At 70.2% G+C, this 17,884-nt stretch carries 19 protein-coding genes; 8 read left to right on the top strand and 11 right to left on the bottom strand.

Annotated features, from left to right (window positions below):
• Positions 1 to 313: 313 nt before the first annotated feature.
• The 6 genes from whiA to QMK24_RS28970 all read right to left on the bottom strand — a co-directional run bounded on the left by whiA (position 314) and on the right by QMK24_RS28970 (position 6,776).
• Complete coding sequence (gene whiA / locus QMK24_RS28995; protein ID WP_250975334.1) at positions 314 to 1,291, bottom strand: DNA-binding protein WhiA; 978 nt, start codon at positions 1,289 to 1,291, stop codon at positions 314 to 316.
• Complete coding sequence (locus QMK24_RS28990; RefSeq protein WP_502962668.1) at positions 1,282 to 2,289, bottom strand: gluconeogenesis factor YvcK family protein; 1,008 nt, start codon at positions 2,287 to 2,289, stop codon at positions 1,282 to 1,284. Before QMK24_RS28990 ends, whiA begins: the two co-directional genes overlap by 10 nt.
• Complete coding sequence (gene rapZ, locus QMK24_RS28985) at positions 2,286 to 3,209, bottom strand: RNase adapter RapZ (RefSeq protein ID WP_283469763.1); 924 nt, start codon at positions 3,207 to 3,209, stop codon at positions 2,286 to 2,288. The genes QMK24_RS28990 and rapZ overlap by 4 nt, the downstream gene beginning before the upstream one ends.
• A gap of 45 nt (positions 3,210 to 3,254) precedes the next feature.
• Complete coding sequence (gene uvrC, locus QMK24_RS28980) at positions 3,255 to 5,243, bottom strand: excinuclease ABC subunit UvrC (protein ID WP_283469762.1); 1,989 nt, start codon at positions 5,241 to 5,243, stop codon at positions 3,255 to 3,257.
• Between the two features lie 74 nt (positions 5,244 to 5,317).
• A complete protein-coding gene (locus QMK24_RS28975; protein WP_283469761.1) occupies positions 5,318 to 6,169 on the bottom strand; it encodes a hypothetical protein in 852 nt (283 codons plus the stop codon).
• A gap of 7 nt (positions 6,170 to 6,176) precedes the next feature.
• A complete protein-coding gene (locus QMK24_RS28970; RefSeq protein ID WP_283469760.1) occupies positions 6,177 to 6,776 on the bottom strand; it encodes a papain-like cysteine protease family protein in 600 nt (199 codons plus the stop codon).
• 236 nt (positions 6,777 to 7,012) lie between these two features.
• On the opposite strand from QMK24_RS28970, the gene QMK24_RS28965 reads away from it, so the two are divergent.
• Positions 7,013 to 7,924 carry a hypothetical protein gene (locus tag QMK24_RS28965; RefSeq protein ID WP_283469759.1) on the top strand — a complete coding sequence of 304 codons (912 nt, stop codon included), beginning with the start codon at positions 7,013 to 7,015 and terminating at the stop codon, positions 7,922 to 7,924.
• A 51-nt stretch (positions 7,925 to 7,975) separates the two neighbouring features.
• On the opposite strand, the gene QMK24_RS28960 is transcribed toward QMK24_RS28965, so the two are convergent.
• Together QMK24_RS28960 and uvrA are read right to left on the bottom strand one after the other, a co-directional pair.
• Entirely contained in the window at positions 7,976 to 8,395 is a 420-nt protein-coding gene (locus QMK24_RS28960) for a Rieske (2Fe-2S) protein (protein WP_283469758.1), read from the bottom strand.
• Positions 8,396 to 8,471: 76 nt separating this feature from the next.
• Positions 8,472 to 11,495, bottom strand: a complete 3,024-nt coding sequence (uvrA, locus tag QMK24_RS28955) for an excinuclease ABC subunit UvrA (RefSeq protein ID WP_283469757.1) — start codon at positions 11,493 to 11,495, stop codon at positions 8,472 to 8,474.
• A 214-nt stretch (positions 11,496 to 11,709) separates the two neighbouring features.
• On the opposite strand from uvrA, the gene QMK24_RS28950 reads away from it, so the two are divergent.
• The 4 genes from QMK24_RS28950 to QMK24_RS28935 all read left to right on the top strand — a co-directional run bounded on the left by QMK24_RS28950 (position 11,710) and on the right by QMK24_RS28935 (position 14,000).
• Positions 11,710 to 12,441, top strand: coding sequence for a maleylpyruvate isomerase family mycothiol-dependent enzyme (locus QMK24_RS28950; protein WP_283469756.1), 732 nt, complete (start codon positions 11,710 to 11,712; stop codon positions 12,439 to 12,441).
• An 18-nt stretch (positions 12,442 to 12,459) separates the two neighbouring features.
• A complete protein-coding gene (locus QMK24_RS28945; protein ID WP_283469755.1) occupies positions 12,460 to 13,116 on the top strand; it encodes an MBL fold metallo-hydrolase in 657 nt (218 codons plus the stop codon).
• Positions 13,117 to 13,330: 214 nt separating this feature from the next.
• Positions 13,331 to 13,570: a hypothetical protein gene (locus QMK24_RS28940; RefSeq protein WP_283469754.1), complete on the top strand. Its 240-nt coding sequence runs from the start codon at positions 13,331 to 13,333 to the stop codon at positions 13,568 to 13,570.
• 175 nt (positions 13,571 to 13,745) lie between these two features.
• On the top strand, positions 13,746 to 14,000 hold the full coding sequence (locus QMK24_RS28935) for a hypothetical protein (protein ID WP_283469753.1): 255 nt from the start codon (positions 13,746 to 13,748) through the stop codon (positions 13,998 to 14,000).
• An 87-nt stretch (positions 14,001 to 14,087) separates the two neighbouring features.
• On the opposite strand, the gene QMK24_RS28930 is transcribed toward QMK24_RS28935, so the two are convergent.
• Positions 14,088 to 14,840, bottom strand: coding sequence for a helix-turn-helix domain-containing protein (locus QMK24_RS28930; protein WP_283469752.1), 753 nt, complete (start codon positions 14,838 to 14,840; stop codon positions 14,088 to 14,090).
• Between the two features lie 299 nt (positions 14,841 to 15,139).
• Between QMK24_RS28930 and QMK24_RS28925 the strand changes: the two genes are divergently transcribed.
• The 3 genes from QMK24_RS28925 to QMK24_RS28915 all read left to right on the top strand — a co-directional run bounded on the left by QMK24_RS28925 (position 15,140) and on the right by QMK24_RS28915 (position 16,296).
• Entirely contained in the window at positions 15,140 to 15,352 is a 213-nt protein-coding gene (locus QMK24_RS28925; protein WP_283469751.1) for a hypothetical protein, read from the top strand.
• Positions 15,353 to 15,654: 302 nt separating this feature from the next.
• A complete protein-coding gene (locus QMK24_RS28920) occupies positions 15,655 to 16,098 on the top strand; it encodes a glycine-rich domain-containing protein (RefSeq protein ID WP_283469805.1) in 444 nt (147 codons plus the stop codon).
• Between the two features lie 45 nt (positions 16,099 to 16,143).
• On the top strand, positions 16,144 to 16,296 hold the full coding sequence (locus tag QMK24_RS28915; protein ID WP_283469750.1) for a hypothetical protein: 153 nt from the start codon (positions 16,144 to 16,146) through the stop codon (positions 16,294 to 16,296).
• Between the two features lie 76 nt (positions 16,297 to 16,372).
• On the opposite strand, the gene QMK24_RS28910 is transcribed toward QMK24_RS28915, so the two are convergent.
• Entirely contained in the window at positions 16,373 to 16,897 is a 525-nt protein-coding gene (locus tag QMK24_RS28910) for a hypothetical protein (protein ID WP_283469749.1), read from the bottom strand.
• A 671-nt stretch (positions 16,898 to 17,568) separates the two neighbouring features.
• On the bottom strand, positions 17,569 to 17,884 hold a 316-nt coding region (locus QMK24_RS28905; RefSeq protein ID WP_283469748.1), incomplete at its 5' end, for a DUF6308 family protein.

Genomic DNA, 17,884 nt, shown 5'->3' with positions numbered 1-17,884 from the left:
GCGCCCGCCGAATCCGCCCCAACCGGCGGCCAAGCTCTCGATCCGTCACAAGATCACAGGCTGCTACCACCAGTCGCTCACGGCAAGCGGAGACTCGCCGGTGCCGCAACCGGCTCCGGGTTACACGTCCGCCGGCCGCGCGGTCCTCAAACTCCCCCAGCTACCGCTGGGAGGTACTCGGCTGGACGGGCTGAATTCAGCGGACCCGTTCAACCATCGCGGTCACCGCGCCAACCGCCGGGACAACACCACCGAGGGAACGGGCCCGACCCCGGCCCAGACGCGGCCCACCCACGACGCGGCGGCGCGGACGTCAGCCGACCATCTCTTCGGTGAGGTTCGCCTCCGTGCCCGGCATTCCCATGTCCGAGGCCCGCTTGTCCGCCATCGCCAGCAGGCGCCGGATCCGGCCCGCCACCGCGTCCTTGGTGAGCGGCGGCTCCGCGAGCGAGCCCAGTTCCTCCAGCGACGCCTGCTTGTGCTCGATCCGCAGCCGGCCCGCCGCCGCAAGGTGCTCCGGCACCTCCTCGCCGAGGATCTCCAGCGCGCGCTGCACCCGCGCGCCGGCCGCGACCGCCGCCCGCGCCGAACGGCGCAAATTCGCGTCGTCGAAGTTCGCCAGCCGGTTCGCGGTGGCGCGCACCTCGCGGCGCATCCGGCGCTCTTCCCAGGCCAGGACGGAGTCATGGGCGCCCAGCCGGGTCAGCAGCGCGCCGATCGCGTCCCCGTCCCGTACGACCACCCGGTCGACATTGCGCACCTCGCGGGCCTTGGCCGGGATCTGCAGCCTGCGGGCCGCGCCGACCAGGGCCAGGGCCGCCTCGGGGCCGGGGCAGGTGACCTCCAGCGACGAGGAGCGGCCGGGCTCGGTGAGGGAGCCGTGTGCCAGGAAGGCGCCGCGCCAGGCCGCCTCGGCATCGCAGGTGGCGCCGGAGACGACCTGCGGGGGCAGACCCCGGATGGGGCGGCCGCGGCCGTCCACCAGGCCGGTCTGCCGCGCCAGCTGGTCGCCGCCCGCGACGACCCGGACCACATACCGGCTGCCGCGGCGCAGCCCGCCAGGGGCCATCACCACCAGGTCGGAGGAGTGGCCGAAGATCTCCAGGATGTCCTTGCGCAGCCTCCGGGCCGCGATCCCGGTGTCCAGCTCCGCCTCGATCACGATGCGACCGCTCACCAGGTGGAGACCGCCCGCGAACCGCAGGATCGACGAGACCTCCGCCTTCCGGCAGCAGGTCCGGGTGACGGGGAGCCGGGAAATCTCATCCTTCACCGCTGCCGTCATCGCCATGGGCCGATCCTTCCACGCATACGAAAAATCCGGTCATACGCGGTGGCCAACAGCTCCGGATCGTGCCGCGGCCCGTCAGGGGCCGCGATCCGGGCCAGCTCGACCGTTCCGCACAACCGTTCGGCAGCCTTTGCCAGGCTCTCCCGGTCGGGCACGGCGGCCTCGTCGGCCAGCACCACGTCGATGGTGAGTTTAGGGGCGTGTCGGGCCAAAACCTCCAAGTGACGCTGCGGAGAAAAGCCGTCGGTCTCTCCCGGCTGGGGTGCGAGGTTCAGTGTGAGGACCCTGCGGGCACGGGTGTTCATCAGTGCGTCGGCCAGTTCGGGGACCAGCAGATGCGGTATCACCGACGAGAACCAGGACCCCGGTCCGAGGACCACCCAGTCGGCGTCCAGGACCGCCTGAACGGCCTCCGGAACGGCCGGTGGATCGGCGGGCAGCAACCAGACTTCCTGCACGTCACCGGGGGTGAGGGCGACCGTGGCCTGACCCCGTACGGTGGTGATCTCGGCGGGCTTCGCCGGGTCGTGCCCGCGGACGCTCGCATGGAGGTCCAGCGGCACCGCGGACATGGGCAGCACCCGGCCGTGGGCGCCCAGCAGCCTCCCGACCCATTCGAGGGCCGCGACCTCGTCGTTGAGCTGCTCCCAGAGGGCGACAATCAGCAGATTGCCTACGGCGTGTCCGTGCAGGTCTCCCCCGCTGACGAAGCGGTGCTGGATCACCTTGGCCCAGGTCCGTCCCCACTCGTCGTCCCCGCACAGCGCCGCCAGCGCCTTGCGCAGATCGCCGGGCGGCAGGACGCCCATCTCCTCGCGCAGCCGGCCGCTGGAGCCGCCGTCGTCCGCGACGGTGACGACGGCGGTCAGGTCGCCGGTGATCCGGCGCAGGGCGCTCAGTGAGGCGGACAGCCCGTGGCCGCCGCCCAGGGCGACCACTTTCGGTGGTACTCCGGAGCGTCGGCTCGTGCGACGCAGGCGCCGTGCCGTCCGGATCACTCGCGCCCCATGTCCCGGTGGACGATGACGGTCTCCACTCCGTCCGCGGACAGCCGGCGGGCGAGCCGCTCGGACATGGCCACACTGCGGTGCTTTCCGCCCGTGCAGCCGACGGCGATGGTCACATACCGCTTGCCCTCACGGCGGTAGCCGGCGGCGATGATGTGCAGCAGCTCGGCGTACCCGTCGAGGAACTCCTTGGCGCCGGGCTGGTTGAAGACGTACTGGGCGACCTCGTCGTTCAGTCCGGTGAACGGGCGCAGCTCCGGCACCCAGTGCGGGTTCGGGATGAACCGGCAGTCGACGACCAGGTCGGCGTCGACGGGCAGCCCGTACTTGAAGCCGAATGACATCACCGTGGCCCGCAGCTCGGGCTCCCCGTCAGCCGCGAACTGGGCGTCCATCTTCGATCGCAGCTCGTGCACGTTGAGACTGGAGGTGTCGATCACGAGGTCGGCCTCGCCGCGCAGCTCGCGCAGCAGGTCCCGCTCCTTGGCGATGCCGTCCACGATGCGTCCGTCGCCCTGGAGCGGGTGCGGTCGGCGTACGGACTCGAAGCGGCGGACCAGGAGGTCGTCGGACGCCTCCAGGAACACCACGCGGCGCTTGACGCCCTTGGCGTCGAGGTCCGCCAGGGATTCCCGCAGATTGTCGAAGAAGCGACGGCCCCGGACATCCACGACGACCGCGATCCGCGCCACGTTGCCCTGCGAGCGCGCGCCCAGGTCCACCATGGTGGGGATCAGGGCGGGCGGCAGGTTGTCCACGACGAACCAGCCGAGGTCCTCCAGACACTTGGCCGCGGTGCTGCGGCCGGCCCCGGACATGCCGGAGATGATCACCAGCTCGGGGATGGCCTCAGCGGCCTCGCCCGCTCCACCGGTCGTCACTTGTGCTCCGTCTCCGTCGTTCTCATTCATCGCTGTCTCCCCCGTTCCACTGAGCCGGCCCCCGGGTGCGGCCGTCTACTCATCCTCAATGATCTCTCCTGTCGCGGTGTTCACGGCAGGAGTGGCGGGCGCGGCTCCGGCCAGGGCCACGGCGACCGTCTCGGCCGTGCGGCGGCCGATGCCCGGCACCTCGCAGATCTGCTCCACGGTGGCGGCCCGCAGCCGCTTGAGCGATCCGAAATGCTTGAGCAGCGCCTGGCGGCGGGTCTCGCCGAGGCCCGGCACCGCGTCCAGGGCGCCCGCCTTCATCGACTTCGAGCGCTTGTTGCGCTGGTAGGAGATCGCGAAGCGGTGCGCCTCGTCCCGGACCCGCTGCAACAGATACAGGCCCTCGCTCGTGCGGGGCAGGATCACCGGATCGTCGTTGTCCGGCAGCCAGACCTCCTCCAGTCGCTTGGCGAGACCGCAGACGGCGACGTCCTCTATGCCGAGCTCCGTGAGGGCCCGCTGGGCGGCCGCCACCTGCGGCTGCCCGCCGTCGACGACGACCAGCTGCGGCGGGTACGCGAACTTGCGCGGCCGGCCGGTCTCCGGATCGATGGGCCCGCCCACCGCCTCCGTGACCTCGCCGCCGGCCTCCTGGTCGATCCATTCGCCGGTCTTCTGCTTCTCCTGCAGATAGCGGCGGAAGCGGCGGGAGACCACCTCGTGCATGGACCGGACATCGTCCTGACCCTCGAAGGACTTGATCTGGAAGCGCCGGTACTCGCTCTTGCGGGCCAGACCGTCCTCGAACACCACCATCGACGCCACCACGTCGTCACCCTGGAGGTGCGAGATGTCGAAGCACTCGATCCGCAGCGGAGCGGTGTCCAGCTCCAGGGCCTCGGCGATCTCCTCCAGGGCCCGGGCGCGCGTGGTCAGATCGGAGGCGCGCTTGGTCTTGTGCAGCGCGAGCGCCTGCTGCGCGTTGCGCTGCACCGTGACCATCAGGTCCTTCTTGTCGCCGCGCTGCGGGATCCGCAGGCTGACCTGCGAGCCGCGGCGCACGCTGAGCCACTGGGTGAGCGCCTCTGAGGTCTGCGGCAGCGCCGGGACCAGCACCTCCTTGGGGACGCCCTCGCCCTTCTCGTCGCCGTAGAGCTGCTGCAGGGCGTGCTCGACGAGTCCCGCGGTGTCGACGGCCTCGACCTTGTCGGTGACCCAGCCGCGCTGTCCCCGCACCCGGCCCCCGCGGACGTGGAAGATCTGGACGGCGGCCTCCAGCTCGTCCTCGGCCACCGCGATCAGGTCGGCGTCGGTGGCGTCGTTGAAGACGATCGCGTTCTTCTCCAGGGCGCGCTTGAGCGCCTCTATGTCGTCCCGCAGCCTGGCGGCCTTCTCGTACTCCATCTCGGAGGCGGCGTCCCGCATCTGCTGTTCCAGGCGGCGCAGATAGGTGCCGGTGCGCCCGGCCATGAAGTCGCAGAACTCCTCGGCCAGTTGGCGGTGCTCCTCGGGGGTGACCCGGCCGACGCAGGGAGCCGCGCACTTGCCGATGTAGCCCAGCAGACAGGGGCGGCCGATCTGCGCGGAACGCTTGAACACCCCGGCGGAGCAGGTCCGCACGGGGAAGACGCGCAGCATCAGGTCGACGGTCTCGCGGATCGCCCAGGCGTGGGCGTACGGCCCGAAGTAGCGCACGCCCTTCTTCTTCGGCCCGCGCATCACCTGGACCCGGGGGAACTCCTCGCCCATGGTGACGGCCAGCGAGGGATAGCTCTTGTCGTCGCGGTACTTGACGTTGAACCGCGGGTCGTACTCCTTGATCCAGGAGTACTCCAGCTGCAGCGCCTCGACCTCGGTGCCGACCACGGTCCACTCGACGGACGCGGCGGTGGTCACCATGGTGCGGGTGCGCTGGTGCAGATTGGCGATGTCCTGGAAGTACGAGGACAGCCGCGGTCGCAGGCTCTTGGCCTTGCCGACGTAGATCACGCGGCCGTGCTCGTCCCGGAATTTGTAGACCCCCGGCGAGTCGGGGATCTGACCCGGCTTCGGTCTGTAACTGGAGGGGTCTGCCATGCCTCCACCCTACTGGCGGGCGGTGACATTCCCGGTCCCGGCGCGGGTCACGCGCGGGGACCGGGAATGACGGTTCAGCTACGCCGCGTGGTGCGGCGGCGTACGGCGAAGGCCAGGGCCGTGATCAGCGCGAGGCCGGCGCCGACCGCGCCGATCGAGGCACCGCTTCCGGTGTGCTCGCCGGCCGCAGCGTTCCGGGGTTCCTGCGCCGCGGGGGCGCCCCCGGCGACGGCGGGTGCCTGGGCGCCGGCCCGGGTGTCGGGCTGGGCGCCGGGCTGGGCGCCGGCCTGTGTGTCGTAGCCACCGCCCATGCCCGCCCTGTCGTACGCCGAGCCGGGCAGCTTGTCGCCGTAGCGGCGGTGGACGAGCTGCTGGTAGCCGGCCAGCGTGGTGCCGCCGCGGCCGACGGCCTTGACCGCGTCCGGGTCGAGCGGCAGGACCCGGCCGGCACGCAGCACGTACCAGGCGTCGATCTGCGGCTCGCGGAAGACGGTGGAGCCGGGCTGCGCGCCGCCCTGGGCGACGTAGTCGGTCTCGTCGCTGCCGGTGGCGATGTTCACCACCTTCCAGGTCGCGCCACTGCGCACCGTCCACACGGATGCGGTCCGCCCGTCGGCGGAAACCGCCTTCGTGGCGGCGAAGTCCGGCAGGGCGACGGCCGCGCCCCGGTCGCCCGCGACGAAGCCGGGATTGAGGGTGTTGACGGTGACGGTCGCGCCTTCGATGTGCGGTGCGGCGGACTTCATGGCGGTGACGCCGTCACGTGCGAAAAAGCGGGAGAGCGTGTCGAGTGTGGTGGGGGCTGCCGCGGCGTCGCGGGCGGCGGTGGGGGCGTCGTCCGCGTGCGCCGTCGGGACTGCGGCCAGGGTGAGGACGCCGGATGCCAGGACGGCGGCGGCGCCTGCCGCGATCTTCCTCGTCTTCATCGGTCCCTCACGCTCCGATCCGGTAGAGCGAGTGGGTCCAGGAGAACGAGCTGTTGCTGACGTAGTACGAGTAGTCCGCCCAGTTGTAGCGGTAGTTGGACGGCCAGGGATCTCCCCAGTAGACCTGGTTGGCGGCGGTGTCGTAGCCGTAGAGCACATGCATGTGACCGCCGCCGGAGCTCCACTCGATACGGGTCTCGACCGGCCGGTTGCCGCTGATCTCGGTCTGCACGGTGCTGTAGCGCAGATAGCCGCTCACGTAGCTGCCGGGGTTGATGCCCGCCCAGTCCAGGGCGGTCTGGACGTTGTCCAGGGATGCCTGCCAGTTGCCGCAGGTGGAGCCCTGCGGCCTGTTGAAGGCAGCGTTGCAGAACTGGTTCTGCGAGTAGCCGCGGCCGAACCAGGTGGCGATGGTGTTGCCGCCGGCGGCCCAGCACCAGTTGGTGTTCTGCTGCGCCTGCATGGTGATGTTCAGCTGCTTCGCGCCGGTTGCTGCGCCGGCCGCGGGGGTGCCGGCGATGCCGAGGCCGAGCAGCGCGGCGAGGGCGAGTGCGGCGGCCGCGAGGCGCCCGCGGCCTCGGAAGCGCATGCGGAGGGAATGGAGCATGGCGTTCCTCCCTGTCGGGAAGTGGGGGGTGGAGGAGCGCGTCCGGACGCTGGTCAGAGCATCGGGTGTTGTCGGGAACAGGTCAACGGCTTCACTATGGCGGGCGAGCCGGATGTGAACGCCGGCGGTACTGGTGTGAACGCCGGGCGCGGATCAGCAGGTCAGCAATGTGCCGTGGGGCGTACCCGGCAGCTGCGCGGTTGAACGTTCACACGCTGCGCGGCGGGAGGAGCGTGATGTCCCAGAGGACCGTATTGGCCGAGGCGCTGCGCACCGGTCCCTTCCACAGCGCGCTGCGGGCGGCCGTCGCCGCCCGCGGCCTGGCCCTGCAACGTGTGCGGCACCGTCTCGCGCAGCGCGGCGTGCAGGTGTCCGTGACCAGTCTCAGCTACTGGCAGAGCGGCGTCCGCAGACCGGAGCGGGCCGAATCACTGCGCGCCGTCCGGGTGTTGGAGGAGGTCCTGGAGCTGCCGGCGCACTCGCTGACCCGGCTGCTCGTGCCGCGCACGGCGCCGGGCCGGCCCGCGGCCCGCTCGTACCAGTCGCTGATGGAACCGGCCGCCGCCCTGGAGACGCTGCTCGCCGACATCGGTTCCCCGGCGGACGGCGGACTCCACACGGTCATGCACTACGAGCGGGTGCGCATCGGGGAGGCGCGGGAGCTCGTGGCGCACGATTCGCAGCATGTGGTCCGCGCACACCGCGACGGTGTGGACCGCTATGTGGCCATCCACCACGGTGATCCCGGCTGCGATGTCACCCGGGTCCGGGTGCGGGCGGCCGACAACTGCCGGGTCGGGCGCATCCGGCGGCACGAGGAGTCCGGCGTCGTGGTCGCCGAGCTGCTCTTCGACGGGCGGCTGCGGTCCGGCGACACGGCGCTGCTCGGCTACGGCTTCGAGGACGGAAGCGGGCCGCCCAGCGGCGAGTACGTGCGCGGATTCCCCTTCGGCGGTGGGCAGTATGTGCTGCAGGCCGGCTTCGCTCCCGGCGCCCTGCCGGTGCGCTGCCGGCGCTTCGTCCAGCCTTCGTCCAGCGCGCCGCGGCAGGCCGTCGCCGAGCTGGTGCTCAACGGGCGCGGCACCGTCCACTTCGTCCAGGAGACGGTGCGGCCGGGCCTGCTGGGGATCGCCTGGGACTGGTCCTGACGCGAGCCCCGCGTCAGGCCCAGGGGCTCGCGTCAGGCCTTGGGTCTCGCGTCAGGCCTTGGAGCCGGTGACGAGCTTGCCGCCCTCGACGCGCACCTCGACGGCGGGCAGCGGCGCGGACGCCGGTCCCTGCTCGACAGCGCCGGTCGTCGCGTTGAATCGGCTGCCGTGGCAGGGGCAGGAGATGACGCCGTTCTCGACCTTGTCCACCACGCAGCCGGCGTGGGTGCACACGGCGCTGAAGGCCTTGAAGACGCCTTGGGTGGGCTGCGAGACCACGACCTTGTCGTCCCGGTACAGCTTGGAACCGCCGACCGGGACATCGGTGGCCGCGCCGAGGTCGGCCGGAGACGCGGCAGCGGCAGTGTCCTTGCCGGATCCACCGCAGGCCGTGAGACCCAGGCCGACGGCTCCGGCGAGGGTCGCGCCCCGCAGTACGGTGCGGCGGCAGGTGGCGTGCGGTTCCGTCATGGCGGTGCTCCAGGCTACGGGCCGTAGGGACTGATCTTGCGACCAGTACCCTACGGCCCGAGCCTGTGCCCATCCGTCACGCCTTGCTCGCCGCCGCCTTCTTCCTCGGCGCTGCCGCCTTCTTGGCGGATACGGAGGCGGATACGGAGGCGGATGCGGAGGCGGAGCCGGATGAGGAGACCGCGGTCGCCGCGACGGCCTTCTTCGCGGTGCTCTTCTTCGCCGCCTTCTTCCTCGGCGCCACCGGGGCGTCGCTCACCCGGTCGCCGAGGATGTCGCGCAGGAACTTGCCGGTGTGGCTGGCCGTCACCGCCGCGATCTCCTCGGGGGTGCCCTCGGCCACCACCAGACCGCCGCCGTTGCCGCCCTCGGGACCCATGTCGATGACCCAGTCGGCGGTCTTGACGACATCGAGGTTGTGCTCGATGACGATCACCGTGTTGCCCTTGTCGACCAGGCCGGACAGCACCCTGATGAGCTTGCTGATGTCCTCGAAGTGCAGACCGGTGGTCGGTTCGTCAAGGACGTAGACCGTCCGGCCGGTGGAGCGCTTCTGCAGTTCGCTGGCGAGCTTCACGCGCTGCGCCTCACCGCCGGACAGGGTGGGCGCCGACTGCCCGAGCCGGACATAGCCCAGCCCGACCTCGTTGAGGGTACGCAGATGGCGGGAGATCGTCGGGACGGCCTCGAAGAAGTCCAGCGCCTCTTCGATCGGCATGTCCAGCACCTCGGAGATGGACTTGCCCTTGAAGTGCACCTCCAGCGTCTCGCGGTTGTAGCGGGCGCCGTGGCAGACCTCGCACGGGACGTAGACGTCCGGCAGGAAGTTCATCTCGATCTTGATGGTGCCGTCGCCCGAGCAGTTCTCGCAGCGGCCGCCCTTGACGTTGAAGGAGAACCGGCCCGGCAGATAGCCGCGCACCTTCGCCTCCATCGTCTCCGCGAAGAGCCTGCGGACATGGTCGAAGACACCGGTGTACGTGGCCGGGTTGGAGCGCGGGGTGCGGCCGATCGGCGACTGGTCGACATGCACGACCTTGTCCACGAGGTCGTCGCCCTCCACCCGGGTGTGGCGGCCCGGGACGCTGCGCGCCCCGTTCAGCTCCCGTGCCAGGTGGGTGTAGAGGATGTCGTTGACCAGGGTGGACTTGCCGGAGCCGGAGACGCCGGTGATGGCGGTGAGCACCCCGAGCGGGAAGGACACGTCGATGTCCTGCAGATTGTGCTCGCGGGCGCCGTGCACGGTGAGCTGCCGGTCGCGGTCCACGGGCCTGCGCTGTTCCGGCATCGGGATCGAGCGCTTGCCCGACAGATACTGCCCGGTCAGCGATTCCTCGTTGACCAGCAGATCCTTGAGCGAACCGGAGTGCACGACCTTGCCGCCGTGTTCGCCGGCGCCGGGACCGATGTCGACGATCCAGTCGGCGACCTTGATGGTGTCCTCGTCGTGCTCCACGACGATCAGGGTGTTGCCCAGGTCCCGCAGCCGCACCAGGGTCTCGATGAGCCGGTGGTTGTCCCGCTGGTGGAGGCCGATCGACGGCTCGTCCAGCACGTACAGCACCCCGACCAGGCCGGAGCCGATCTGGGTGGCGAGCCGGATGCGCTGGGCCTCGCCGCCGGACAGGGTGCCCGCGGCGCGGTTGAGCGAGAGGTAGTCCAGGCCGACGTCGACCAGGAACTTCAGCCGCTCGTTGACCTCCTTCAGGACCCGTTCGGCGATCGTCCTGTCCCGGGCGTCCAGCTTCATCGCGCCCAGGAACTCGGCGCAGTCGCTGATCGACATCGCCGAGACCTCGGCGATGGACCGGTCCTGGACGGTGACCGCGAGCACGATCGGCTTGAGCCGGGTGCCCTGGCAGGTCGGGCACGGCACCTCGCGCATATAGCCCTCGAAGCGCTCCCGGCTGGAGTCGGTCTCGGACTCCTGGTGCCGTCGCTTGACGAAGGGGATCGCGCCCTCGAAGTTGGTCGTGTAGGCGCGCTCGCGGCCGTACCGGTTCTTGTAGGACACCTTGATCTGGGTCTTGTGCCCGTACAGCAGCGCCTTCTTCGCGCGCTGCGGCAGTCCTGCCCAGGGGATGTCGGTGCGGAAGCCGAGTTCCTCGGAGAGCGCCTCCACCAGCCGCTCGAAGTACCCCTTGGACATCCCGCCCGACCAGGGCCCGACCGCGCCCTCCTCGAGCGACTTGTCCTCGTCCGGGACGATCAGCTCGGGGTCGACCTCCATCCGGGTGCCGATGCCGGTGCATTGCGGGCACGCGCCGAAGGGCGAGTTGAAGGAGAAGGAGCGCGGCTCCAGCTCCTCGAAGGACAGGTCGTCATAAGGGCAGTAGAGGTGCTCGGAGAACATCCGCTCGCGCTGCGGGTCGTCCTCGGGCAGGTCGATGAAGTCCAGGATCACCATGCCGCCGGACAGCCCGAGGGCGGTCTCCACGGAGTCGGTCAGCCGCCGCTTGGCGCTGCCCTTGACGGTGAGGCGGTCGATGACCACCTCGATGGTGTGCTTCTCCTGCTTCTTGAGCACCGGCGGCTCGGTCAGCTGGATGGTGGTGCCGTCCACCCTGGCCCGGCTGTAGCCCTTGGTCTGCAGATCCGAGAAGAGGTCGACGAACTCGCCCTTGCGCTCGCGCACCAGCGGGGACAGCACCTGGAAGCGGCTGCCCTCCTCCAGCTCCAGCACCCGGTCGACGATCGCCTGCGGCGACTGGCGGGAGATCGGCCGGCGGCACTCGGGGCAGTGCGGCTTGCCGATCCGGGCGAAGAGCAGCCGGAGGTAGTCGTAGACCTCGGTGATGGTGCCGACGGTCGAGCGCGGATTGCGCGAGGTGGACTTCTGGTCGATCGAGACGGCCGGCGACAGGCCCTCGATGAAGTCGACGTCGGGCTTGTCCATCTGGCCCAGGAACTGCCGGGCGTAGGAGGAGAGCGACTCGACGTACCGGCGCTGCCCCTCGGCGAAGATCGTGTCGAACGCGAGGGAGGACTTGCCCGACCCGGAGAGCCCCGTGAACACGATGAGCGAGTCACGGGGAAGATCGAGCGAGACGTTTTTGAGGTTGTGCTCGCGAGCGCCACGGACTGTGAGTCGATCGGCCACGCCAGTGCGCACCTTTCATAGATAAGGAAGGTCTGGAAAAGGAGAGAGTCGGCACCCCCCAGTCAGCCTAAACGGGGCGCCGTCAACATTTCTTCCTGTTGCGGCACACCGAGCCTATAGCACGCGCATTCGATTTACGGGGTGCACCTGCCATGTTCACCCGACCGAGTGACCGCGCTAGCGTCGTCATCACACCGTCGATCAAGGAGGCCCCGTGTCCGTCCAACGACCCGACCCCGCCCTCGATGCCGCCGCCGTGCACACGGCCACCGAACGGCTGATCGAGGCGGTCGCGGCGCTCACCGCCTCCGCGGTCGCCGAGCCCTCGCTGCTCCCCGGCTGGACCCGCGGCCACGTCCTCACCCACCTCGCCCGCAACGCAGACTCCCTGGTCAACCTCCTCACCTGGGCGCGCACCGGCGAGGAGATCCCGCAGTACGCCAGTACCGAGATCCGCGACAAGGACATCGAGGACGGCGCGAACCGCCCGCTGTCCGAGCACCTGGACGATCTGCGGATCTCCGCGGACCGCTTCGCGATGGCCGTGCAGGTGACGCCCTCACGCGCCTGGGCGAGCCAGGTGCGGATGCGTTCCGGCAAGGTCATCGCCGCGGCGGAGATCCCGTGGCGGCGGCTCGTCGAGATCAACTTCCACCATGTGGACCTCGGTATCGGCATCGGCTTCGACGATCTGCCGGCCGACTTCACCGGGCGGCAGCTCGACGCCCTCCTCGACAGCCTCTCCGGCCACGAGGGCGTCGCCGCCGTCCGGCTGCACGACACCGGCAGCGGGTCCACGTGGGATCTCGGCGCCGCCAACGCACCGGAGCTCACCGTCAGCGGCACCGGCAACGCCCTGCTCGCCTGGGTCAGCGGCCGCGCCAAGGGCGAGGGTCTGGCCACCAACCCCGACCACCCACTGCCCGTCCTCCCGCCGCTCATCTGACGCCACTAACCTGGCGGCATGCCCTATAACGGAGAAGTGAAGGTCGGCGGCGCGCCGGACGTGCATGAGCTCACCGGCCTCATCGTCACCAAGGTCGCGGTCGGCCCGATGAACAACAACGCGTACCTGCTGCGCTGCCGCGACACCGGCGAGCAGCTGCTGATCGACGCGGCCAGCGAGCCCCACACCCTGCTCGGCCTCATCGGTGACGACGGCATCGCCTCCGTCGTCACCACCCACCAGCACGCCGACCACTGGGGTGCGCTCCGCGAGGTCACCGCTGCCACCGGTGCCCGCACCTATGCCGGGCGCTATGACGCGGAGGGCATCCCGGTGCCCACCGACGTCCTCGTGGAGGACGGCGACACCGTACGGGTCGGGCGGATCGCGCTGACCGCCCGCCACCTGGTCGGCCACACCCCCGGCAGCATCGCCCTGGTCTACGACGACCCGCACGGCCACCCGCACCTGTGGACCGGCGACTGCCTCTTCCCGGGCGGCGTCGGAAACACCCACGACGATCCGGAGGCCTTCACCCGGCTCCTGGGCGACGTGACCACCAAGCTGTTCGACGCCCTCCCCGACGAGACCTGGGTCTACCCCGGCCATGGCGGCGACACGTCGCTCGGCGCGGAGCGCCCGCATCTCGCGGAGTGGCGGGCCCGGGGCTGGTGATCCGGCGGGGCTCGGAGATCACGCCCGCGTCGGCCGCCGTTGCCCGCTCGATCGCCACCATGTCAACTGTCCCTCTCGCCAGGGGCAGCGCCAAGACCTCGCGCAGTAACCGCAGTTCCCGTGCCTCGGGAACAGTAGCCGCGAGCTCCCGCGCCCGATGGATGATCACGGCGGAGCGGTGCTCGGGCGGCAGGTTCACGATGGTGTCGGTCGCATGCGCCGCGGCGGCGGCCGGTTCTCCGCCGGCCGCGAGGCACACGGCCTGGTCGAGCTGGATCAGCGCGCGGTCGGTGTGGCCGCCCATCGGGTACAGGCGCAGCGCCCGCGCCTGCTGCTCCCGCGCCCGTCCCGTCTCGCAGAGGTGTGTCCAGGCGTTGCCGCTGTGGAACCGGAGCTGCGACTCGCTGTACCCGAACGCGCTGCCGATGCGGTCGCCCGGGTCGAGCCGGTTTGAGGGCGGTCTCCGCCGCGTCCAGGGCGCCCGAGGTCTCCTCCCGGCGTCCCAGGATGGCGTGCGCGCGGGCCTCCAGCGGCGCGGCCAGCGCGGGCCCGACGCACGGCAGGCCGCCGGCGAGCTGCTGGGCACGGCCGACGAGATCGCCGAGCGCATCAAGGCGCGCCGAGCGTGAGTGAAGACCCGCGCCGCGGCCGAGCCCGCCGAGGAAGCCGACCCGCTCGCCGACATCGCGGCCGTCCTCGGCGACGTCCAACGGATGCGCACCGACGAAGTCCGCCAGCAGCTTGCCGAGCGCAACCCGGATGCGTACCGGGAGTGGACGGCATCCGACCTGACGCGTGTCCTCGACGTCGTCGGGGCCGCACCGTACAAGTCCAGCGGGGTCATGGCCATCTCCCCAGCCCGCTACAGGCCGGTTGAGGGGTAACGGGCCCGTCGGGGAGGCAGGGAGGCGCCCGCTGCCCCGCACGAGAGAGCCCCGCCCGGTCCAATCCGGGCGGGGCTTCGTTCGTTCTCAGGGGCGCCGGTTGTACGCCTGCAAGGTCGCCTTCGAGGTGGACGCGTCCTGGAAAATCAGCTCCCACGGGCCGGTGTTAACGTCGAACTCCTTACCGAAACCGACCCACTTCCCGGACATCCGCCGGCCCGTCGGCTCGGCGAGAAGCTGAATCGCACCGTGGTACCGGGCGCCCTGGTAGTAGCCCTCCCGGGCCGTCTGCTCCGTCCACGTGCCCGTGATGACGTTGCCGTCCAGCTCCAGGTCCATCGTCAGCGGCGAGTCCGACGAGCCGGGCAGGCTCCGCGCCGTCAGCCGCTTCCCGTGCTGGAGCAGCACTACGTAGTGCTGGCCCTTGAACGAGCCGTCCCGGCCGCTGGAGAAGTACTCGTACCGCGACAGCCACACCCCCGAATGGTTACCGCGCGGCCCGGTCTGCGGAGCTGGCGAGGCGCTGGCAGCTGCGATCCCGGCCGGCGACGGCTCCATGTCGTGACCGCCGTGACCGTCATCGGAAACACGGGCCTGCGGCATGGCCAGGGTGAAGCCGAGGGACTCTATCGGCAGCCCTGTCACGGCCTCCAGCGCGCGGGCGTACACCGGCCGCGGTGCCGTGGTCTCTCCGGACTCCCAGCGCTGGACGAGCCGCTTGTTGGCGTCGTTCGGCTCCCCGGCGCGGTCGCCGGCGTTACGGATATTGCGGGCCAGGTCGTCTTGCGACAGGAGCATTCCCATGCGGATCGCGCGCAGCGTGGCGTTCGGTGTACCCATGGATTCACGGTAGCCGTCTGCGCCCGAAAACGACGTCGGATTGTCGCCCTTAATGACGCCGGAATGACGCCTGCTACGCCGCCGCGCGATGCTCACCGCCAGGGCCACCGTGTACATGTGACGACATCACGGAGTATTGATGCACATCCGGGATTGATCATCGGCGTCTATAAGGTCGACGAGCACGGCCGCCGCACCACCCTCCAGCCCGCACGGCCCGTGCCCGCCGGCATAGTGCCCATCACGGGCCAGTGGCCGATCTGCTGCTGCGCCCGGTGCCGCGCCGGGGAGGCCATCCGATGAGCGCGCCCGCATGGTGCCCCTGGTGCAAGGCTGAACTCGCCGAGAACGACCGCGTCATGGTCGGCGTGGTCGAGGTCGCCTCCGGCCCCGGACGCCCCGTGTACGCCTGCAGTCCCTGCAAGGTCGCCTACCGCATCATGCCGTTCGCGGACCACCCGCCGAATACCAACGGCAAGCCGCGGTACATCGAGCGGCGCATAGCCCTCTGAGACCGGGCCGCCGGCCTTGCCCCCGCGGCGTCGGCGGCTCACCGTTCCGCCTTTGCAGCAGCATCCCCCTGGCTGCGAGGGCGGTCCCAATGCCTCACCGGTACTGCATCCCGGTGAGGCCGTCCGATAGACCCCGCCCCGGCCGTTGGCCTGGACAGCGAACCGGCCGGGACGGGTGCACGTGCACGACGGCGCGGGGCCGAACCCCGTACCCACCAGCACAAGGAGCGATCCTATGCGCGCCCTGTTAACCCCGGCCGGCTCCCGAACCGCGGAGGCAATCGCATGACCGACGTGCGCGAATCCTCAACGCGGCCGAATTCGCCGGCGTCACCAAGACCGTCCGGGACAACAACCCCGGCATGGCAGACGACATGGCCGACCGCATCGTCGGCGAGGCCATCAAGTTCGTCGTGGCCGCAGCCCAGTTCCCCGCCGTCCCCCTGGCGCCGAGCCGGGTCGTAGACGAAGGCTGGCATGCCCTGATCCTCCACACCCGCCTCTACGCCAACCTGTGCAGCAGGTTCGGAGTATTCGTCCACCACACCCCTGGCTACGACCCGACGTTCTACGACCCCGAGATCCTCGACCGGGCCGGAGCCATGATCGGCGAGGCGGGTTACGCGGTCGACGCCGAACTGTGGGGCAGCCCTACCGACCGCCTCGTCTCCGTCGCAGCGGAGTGCCAGCACTCCCCCGAATGCGCGATCCTGCCCATGCCCACGCCTCCCGACCCGCGCACCTAGGCGGAGGCCGCGCGTACCCTACGTACTGGAACGGGAGGACTACCGATGACGTGGACAGACCCGAAGTACGCCAACCTGGTCGCGGCGATGAAGAAGGCACAAGCCGCCGCCGATGACCAGCCGCGCCTGCCTGGCGCAAGCAGCAGGCACAACCCGGTCCGCGGGTTCGTCATCCCCGGCACGCCGACAGCCACCTGAGCGCACCGAAACCGATAGCGTCACGAGGCCCCGTCCGGGCAATGCATCCCCGGCGGGGCCTTCATCATGTCTACAGCTATCCGAACTGGGCGCCTGCCTTGTCGTAGGCGGCGGCTTGGGTAGGGGTGAGGAAGCGGGAGAGGCGCACGAGAACGGTGCCGTGCGGGTAGTCGTATTCGGCGAGCGCCGGGATTTTCTTCGTGACCGTCTGGATGTACTGGGCGCGGGTGGCCGCGTCGTCTGCGGTGGGGAATACCTCGATGGCGCCGCCGAGTTCCACGTCGCCCTTCTTGTAGAAGCTGACGTCTGCGGCCGGGATGCGAGTGTCCGCGAATTTGACCATGGACGTGTACTGGCCGGGCCTGCCCAGCAGATGGTTGCCATCGTTCTCGGCGGTCACGGTGACGGTGAGCTTGGCGCTCGGGACAGTCGTGGTGAGCTTCTGGAGCGCGGTCGTGGCCGTGACGGTGGACGGGGCGGGCCTGGCCGCAGTTGACGTGCTGCCGGGCCCGTTGCTCCCGACCGTCGGGGTGCCGCCGCTGGAGCAGCCGGCGGCGAGAAGAATGGCCGCGGTCGCGGCGATGGCGTGGGTTGTGCGCATGGGTCCCCCTGGGGTGAGGCGACCCATTTGACCGGAACCGTCGCATCCGCGTGGCGGTATTGCTGGATTGAGACACGGGCCAGCTGCTCGCCGTGGCAGAGCGCACCCCTCGGGGAGCTCGTCGTGTCCGTGCTCCCACCCGGCCGCAACGGTCAGCTGGACCCGATTCTCTGGAGACCAAGCGGCCCTTTCCATCACCACGGCGACGGTACGTCGGAGCAGCACGAACGGCGCGGCCATCTACTCCGCGCCGCCCTCGCCAGTACGAGGCGATCAAGTCACTGATGGTGGCAGGACCGTGATGCAGCGTCGGAAGTGCCTTCGTCCAGGCCTGGCCGGCATGCGCCCGCCACTCCTCCGCGTCCAGCTCATGCAGGGGCTCCACCGCGGCGGGAGGCTCACCGGCCGGGGCAGTCTCGGTGATCTGCGGCAGGCTCTTCACCGCTTCGGTGATGGCCCGGTCGATGGTGATGCGCAGATGCGCCTCAGAGCCTGGCCTCGGAGGTCGCCACGGCGGTGCAGGCGGCGTGCCGAGCTGCGGCAGCAGCGTCCATGCGCATTGTGTCCGCGCCCGACAACCCTGATGCCAGAACGGCCAGTTGCCGACAGGTCAACAAAAAGCCACGGACCCGCACGGGCGCCGTTCCGTCAGGCAGGAGGTGGCGGCCAGCTCAAGCGGTCTTGCGGAGACTCCATGCGACAACGTCGAACACGCGCAGCAGCGATACGTCGTCCGGTGCCGCGGCCGTCAGCGTCTTGAACTGGGCCGTCTGACTCTTGAGGTCGTTGACGATGCATTCGGCAAGGAGGGCGAAGAACTCGGAGTCGGGCCGTCCCCGTTGTGGGGTGATCGGGTATTCAGCCTCGATCCACCGCGTGATTTCCGATCTTGGTTTTCGGGTGCCTTTCGCGGTTGTGGGGCAGGCCGGTATCCCGGATGACCGTTCCGGTGGCGGGTTCTCCGAGGTTCCTTGTGGTTGCGAGCGG

Origin of the sequence: Streptomyces sp. PH10-H1 (genome assembly GCF_030063355.1) — a bacterium.
In the GTDB taxonomy this organism is placed as follows: Bacteria; Actinomycetota; Actinomycetes; order Streptomycetales; family Streptomycetaceae; genus Actinacidiphila.
The sequence above is the reverse complement of the archived record's forward strand: the minus strand, read 5'-3'. Positions and strand labels throughout refer to the sequence as shown.

Excerpts from the sequence above, each read along its gene's own strand:
- QMK24_RS28910 (WP_283469749.1), bottom strand. The coding sequence starts at position 16,897 with ATGCGCACAACCCACGCCATCGCCGCGACCGCGGCCATTCTTCTCGCC.
- QMK24_RS28945 (WP_283469755.1), top strand. The coding sequence starts at position 12,460 with ATGCCCTATAACGGAGAAGTGAAGGTCGGCGGCGCGCCGGACGTGCAT.
- QMK24_RS28930 (WP_283469752.1), bottom strand. The coding sequence starts at position 14,840 with ATGGGTACACCGAACGCCACGCTGCGCGCGATCCGCATGGGAATGCTC.
- QMK24_RS28965 (WP_283469759.1), top strand. The coding sequence starts at position 7,013 with ATGTCCCAGAGGACCGTATTGGCCGAGGCGCTGCGCACCGGTCCCTTC.
- QMK24_RS28960 (WP_283469758.1), bottom strand. The coding sequence starts at position 8,395 with ATGACGGAACCGCACGCCACCTGCCGCCGCACCGTACTGCGGGGCGCG.
- rapZ (WP_283469763.1), bottom strand. The coding sequence starts at position 3,209 with ATGAATGAGAACGACGGAGACGGAGCACAAGTGACGACCGGTGGAGCG.
- QMK24_RS28975 (WP_283469761.1), bottom strand. The coding sequence starts at position 6,169 with ATGAAGACGAGGAAGATCGCGGCAGGCGCCGCCGCCGTCCTGGCATCC.
- QMK24_RS28915 (WP_283469750.1), top strand. The coding sequence starts at position 16,144 with ATGACGTGGACAGACCCGAAGTACGCCAACCTGGTCGCGGCGATGAAG.
- QMK24_RS28940 (WP_283469754.1), top strand. The coding sequence starts at position 13,331 with ATGCGCCGCGGCGGCGGCCGGTTCTCCGCCGGCCGCGAGGCACACGGC.
- QMK24_RS28970 (WP_283469760.1), bottom strand. The coding sequence starts at position 6,776 with ATGCTCCATTCCCTCCGCATGCGCTTCCGAGGCCGCGGGCGCCTCGCG.
- whiA (WP_250975334.1), bottom strand. The coding sequence starts at position 1,291 with ATGGCGATGACGGCAGCGGTGAAGGATGAGATTTCCCGGCTCCCCGTC.
- QMK24_RS28925 (WP_283469751.1), top strand. The coding sequence starts at position 15,140 with ATGAGCGCGCCCGCATGGTGCCCCTGGTGCAAGGCTGAACTCGCCGAG.
- uvrC (WP_283469762.1), bottom strand. The coding sequence starts at position 5,243 with ATGGCAGACCCCTCCAGTTACAGACCGAAGCCGGGTCAGATCCCCGAC.